Annotated in this window: 5 protein-coding genes and 1 pseudogene; 3 read left to right on the forward strand and 3 right to left on the reverse strand. The window is 60.6% G+C overall.

Annotation, left to right across the window (positions count from 1 at the left end; genetic code table 11):
- Positions 1-165: twin-arginine translocation signal domain-containing protein (locus A2J01_RS35220; RefSeq protein WP_156519323.1), on the reverse strand; the 165-nt coding region annotated here is incomplete at its 3' end.
- A gap of 78 nt (positions 166-243) precedes the next feature.
- Complete coding sequence (locus tag A2J01_RS19760) at positions 244-513, reverse strand: SHOCT domain-containing protein (protein ID WP_064113372.1); 270 nt, start codon at positions 511-513, stop codon at positions 244-246.
- Between the two features lie 140 nt (positions 514-653).
- Here A2J01_RS19760 and A2J01_RS19765 point away from each other — a divergent pair, with 140 nt between their 5' ends.
- Both A2J01_RS19765 and A2J01_RS19770 read left to right on the forward strand, forming a co-directional pair.
- A complete protein-coding gene (locus tag A2J01_RS19765; RefSeq protein ID WP_064113373.1) occupies positions 654-1412 on the forward strand; it encodes a response regulator transcription factor in 759 nt (252 codons plus the stop codon).
- Positions 1409-2554, forward strand: coding sequence for a sensor histidine kinase (locus A2J01_RS19770; RefSeq protein WP_064113374.1), 1146 nt, complete (start codon positions 1409-1411; stop codon positions 2552-2554). The genes A2J01_RS19765 and A2J01_RS19770 overlap by 4 nt, the downstream gene beginning before the upstream one ends.
- 144 nt (positions 2555-2698) lie before the next feature.
- Here A2J01_RS19770 and A2J01_RS19775 read toward each other — a convergent pair whose 3' ends face one another.
- On the reverse strand, positions 2699-3463 hold the full coding sequence (locus A2J01_RS19775) for an acyl-[acyl-carrier-protein] thioesterase (protein ID WP_064113375.1): 765 nt from the start codon (positions 3461-3463) through the stop codon (positions 2699-2701).
- Positions 3464-4052: 589 nt separating this feature from the next.
- Here A2J01_RS19775 and A2J01_RS35870 point away from each other — a divergent pair.
- Positions 4053-4336 (forward strand): annotated as a pseudogene (locus tag A2J01_RS35870) (hypothetical protein); the annotation flags it as partial.

Consider the following 4336-nt stretch of genomic DNA (forward strand, 5'->3'; position numbering starts at 1 on the left):
TGCCTCAGCGGTCGTGATGGCATTTTTGTCGAACGGCGGGGGGGTCGGGTTGGACGATCCGCTGGTGGTGCATGCGGTCAACGCCAGGCCTCCCGCCCCCGCCGCCGTGGCGGCGAGAAACGTACGTCGACTGAAAGCCGATCCTGTGGACGGCGCAATAGCCATGATTGTGATTGTCCTTGTCTAGTCGTTGTGGAGAAGCGGAACTGATACGCCACCGGGCCCGGGGCGGGCGTCCCAGAGTCAACGACTCTCGTGTCGATGAGAGGATCGATCCAAAGCTTCTCTGCGGGAGCGATACTCGTCATCGTCGATCTCGCCGCGGGCGTAGCGCTCATCCAACAGGTGCTGCGCATTCGTACCACGGAGTTCGCTGCGGTCACTGCGTCTGGGACGAAACAATGCAAGTAGGGCCGCAATGACCAATCCCCAAAATGCGATCATCGCCAGCGCCATCAGAATCCAGCTGACCCAACCCATTCCATAACCCGAATTCTCGCTCCACCACATCATGTCCGTTCACTCTCCTCACCTTCGATAGTGCTCGCCGAACCCTCTGGGATTGGTGTGCTTTCTATGAAGATTCGCTGAAGAGGTGACCGCATACCGTGTATCGCGTGCGCAGCGGCGGCTGAGGAGTCCACGATGGTGGCATGGACAGTACGTCAACACGGTCAACCGACGGTTACGCAGGTTTTCGGGCACTGGTCGTCGATGACGAACGCCCACTGGCCTCGATCATCTCGAGTTACCTCGAACGAGAGTCATTCGAGGTGAGTGTGGCCTACAACGGTTTCGACGCTCTCGCCCTTGCACGTGAGGTCGATCCTGATGTGGTGGTTCTCGATCTCGGGCTCCCCGGTATCGACGGTATCGAGGTGTGCCGGGAACTTCGTACGTTTTCGGATGCATACGTGGTGATGCTGACTGCTCGCAGCGAGGAAGTGGACACCATCGTCGGGCTTTCTGTCGGTGCAGACGATTACATGAGCAAGCCGTTCAGCCCCCGAGAGTTGGTAGCGAGGATCCGCGCGATGATGCGTAGACCCCGCAGCGGAGCCGCGCACAGTACAACCGCGGGAGCGGTAACCCGAGGGGAAGAGAGTCCGCCGATGACGTTCGGGGTGCTCAGGATCGACGTTGCCGGGCGAGAGGTGTGGGTCGACGAGAAACCGGTTCTGCTGACTCGGACGGAGTTCGACGTGTTGGCGGCACTAGCTGCTCGGCCGGGCATGGCATTCAGCCGTCGGCAACTGATCGAAGCGGTATGGGGCCCTGCGTGGACAGGGAATGATCATCTGGTCGATGTTCATATCGGTCATCTGCGCCGCAAACTCGGCGATGATCCCGCCTCGCCCTCGTACGTCAATACCGTGCGCGGCATCGGGTACCGAATGGGTTCCGGAAAATGACTACCCTAGAAGAACTTTCGTCTCATCAGGCGCGTACCCGCCGAGGACTCGGCGTCGGAGTGCGTTTGCTGATGGCCCAAACGCTCGTTGTGGTGGCAGGAGCGGCCACCTCATGGGTCGTTGCCGTCACTGTCGGTCCGAGTTTGTTCCGCGAGCATCTGCGTCGCGCGGGCGTGCCTCCCATGTCTGAGGAGCAAATGCACGCCGAACAGGCATATCGCTCGGCAACCGCGATCTCGTTATCCATGGCGATCGGCGCAGCTGCGTTGTGTGCGCTGGCTGTGACCTGGTATCTCAGTCGTCGGCTGCAGCGATCGGTGACTGCGGTGGCAACTGCCGCCACGGCAGTCTCGGCGGGAAACTACGCGGCCAGGGTCCCGCCGCCTCACCTCGGTGACGACTTCGACGCACTTGCGACTGCCTTCAACGAAATGGCGGTCCGTCTCGAGTCTGCCGAGTCGATGCGTCGACGGTTGCTGGCAGATCTCGCGCACGAGATCCGGACGCCGGTAGCTGTTCTCGAAGCATTCATGGAAGCTCTCGAAGACGGAGTGGAAGCTCTCGATGATCACACCATTGCGATGCTCCGAGATCAGACCCGACGTCTGGCACGGTTTTCCGGCGATGTCTCGGCACTGTCCGATGCCGAGACGAATCGAGCTGCAATCGAACCGACCTGGACCAGACCTGAGGTGCTGATGAGGTCAGCGGTAGCAGCGCACGAAGAACGATACGACACGAAAGCAGTGATTCTCAGCGTGGACGTCCCCGGAAATCTTCCACCCGTGTGGCTGGACCCAGAGCGTATAGGGCAGGTGTTGAGCAATTTACTCGACAACGCACTGCGCCACAGTCGATCACAGAGCACAGTGAAGGTGCGGGGACGGGTGAAAGGGGATCGGTTCATCCTCACACTCACCGACGAAGGCGATGGAGTCGCCGCCGAGCACCTCCCCTATCTGTTCGAGCGTTTCTATCGCGCCGACGCAGCACGCGATCGTGCTCACGGAGGGGCAGGGATCGGACTGTCCATCGCGAAAGCACTCGTCGAAGCACACGGTGGACAGATCACCGCCGCGAGTGACGGAGCCGGGCAAGGCACCACCTTCGTTATCGCGTTGCCAGTGCATTGTCCGAAATAGCGCCACATCGCCTACCGGGAAACTGTCGACGAGTGACATGGCGAGAGATTGGAGGTAAATCGATTCGCTCCGGGAACGCCCGCTGACCCCACCGTTACCGGCATACCTGGTCAAGGACTCCGTGAGGCGAACCGGCGCGGGGACTTACATTTGGATCGCTGTAACGTAGGCGCTCGCGCACACCGAATCGGAGACCAGGAACCAACTGCTCAAGCTCTCATCTGAACTGTGGTACCGCACGGTCACATCGTTTCCCGCGGTGATGGGCGTGCGGTATTCGAGAATCGCCCGGTAGGGGAACGGATTTCGAGATCCGGCCCAATCTTGTATCAGGTCTTCGACAGGCTGCCAATAGGTGGCGTTGTTGACGTGGTGGAACGGATCGATATCGCTCGATCGTAAGGCGAACATTGTTTCCTTCCCATCGTCCGGATGAACGGTGAGCCATGGTTTCCACTTCAATCGGTGATCGTTGGTGGTGGAACCGAGTCCGGCGATGAAGCTCTCTTCGATCCTGGAAGGCATCCCGTTGACCGGATTGAGATTTATCCAGAATCCTTCGGTCTCGATCAGGCCGCCGCAGTCAGATTCGATGCGAACACGCATCGTGCACCACCTGCTCGACAACCCCGAACACCATCTGCGCATGCGCACACGAGCCGGCCAGCTGACCGGACGGATGACATCGATGACAGTGCGGCGCACGACCCACGCCGGGTGGGCGGCCGCTGCTCCGCTCGCATCGAGATCGTCGAAACCGATGTCTTGCAGATGACGTGCCACGCCATCGAGTCGCAGCGTGCCTGAGACGTCGATATCTCCCGTCCGCACTGGCCTGGAGGTTTCGAACACCGTGCCTTTGGTCGGCAAATCCACCAGGCGGTGATTGCGCATCGTGTCAGCTTCCATTTTGCAGATCCCTTAGATGTGATTGTTCGATTCGATACTTTGCACACCCTTGCTGCAACGTATTTGCGATCCCTACGCCCAGTCCTGCATCGGCCGCCGAGTCTGCCGAAGCCGAACCAGATGAACAGCGACGGGCTTCGGAAACGTGGTGGACAAGGCGCGTACCCAGTCTCGCAAACTACTACACCGTCCGCGTGATTGCCGGTTGACGGTCGGTGTCATTTCCGGGAGTCTTCTCGACTGTGCGCAAGATCGTAGCGACACAGAGGATTTCAGTATCCGTTGACTCGACCCGACGCGTTTCGTCTGGCGGCGCAGTGCTCACCGGCACGTTCACGCTCGGCCTCGACCTACTATCCAGGTTCGTAGTTCATCTACTATTGACCTTAGTAGTTCGGTCGGCATCCGCGCCCGCCGAGAGATTGGGGCGACGGTGAGCAAAAAATCAACCAAAACCCGTGCGAAACAGCGGTCTGCGACACCGAGTCGAGCCCGACGTGCCACGTCATCGAACCTGAACGCCACTTCACGGCCGCACGACGATGGCGGCGCAACGCCCAGTAGCAGGCCTAGTCCAGTCGGTAGTGCAGTGGAAGAACTGGCCGCGGCGGCCGCGGCGGCGTATCTGAGTAAAGCAGTGCCGACACCAGCCAGTGCCTTGGCTGAAGCAGCGCCGGCGCAGGGCATCGGCGAGTCGATGCCCACCATGCCGTCGGGCATCGAACGCATTGCCCGGCCACCGAGCGCCGGAGGGGCGACCGCTGCACCGGAGCTCGCTGGGCCTGGCGGTGGGTGCGCGGAAGCCTTCACGCAGATAGAACCACAGGGGCTTGCAGCAACGTACTGGGGGGAATCACCCGAGGTCACTTCCGA

The sequence above is a fragment of the Rhodococcus sp. EPR-134 genome (genome assembly GCF_001647205.1).
GTDB lineage: Bacteria > Actinomycetota > Actinomycetes > Mycobacteriales > Mycobacteriaceae > Rhodococcus_F > Rhodococcus_F qingshengii.

Bases quoted from the DNA above. Each gene is read 5' to 3' on its own strand.
- A2J01_RS19760 (WP_064113372.1), bottom strand. From the start codon at position 513: ATGATGTGGTGGAGCGAGAATTCGGGTTATGGAATGGGTTGGGTCAGC.
- A2J01_RS19765 (WP_064113373.1), top strand. From the start codon at position 654: ATGGACAGTACGTCAACACGGTCAACCGACGGTTACGCAGGTTTTCGG.
- A2J01_RS19770 (WP_064113374.1), top strand. From the start codon at position 1,409: ATGACTACCCTAGAAGAACTTTCGTCTCATCAGGCGCGTACCCGCCGA.
- A2J01_RS19775 (WP_064113375.1), bottom strand. From the start codon at position 3,463: ATGGAAGCTGACACGATGCGCAATCACCGCCTGGTGGATTTGCCGACC.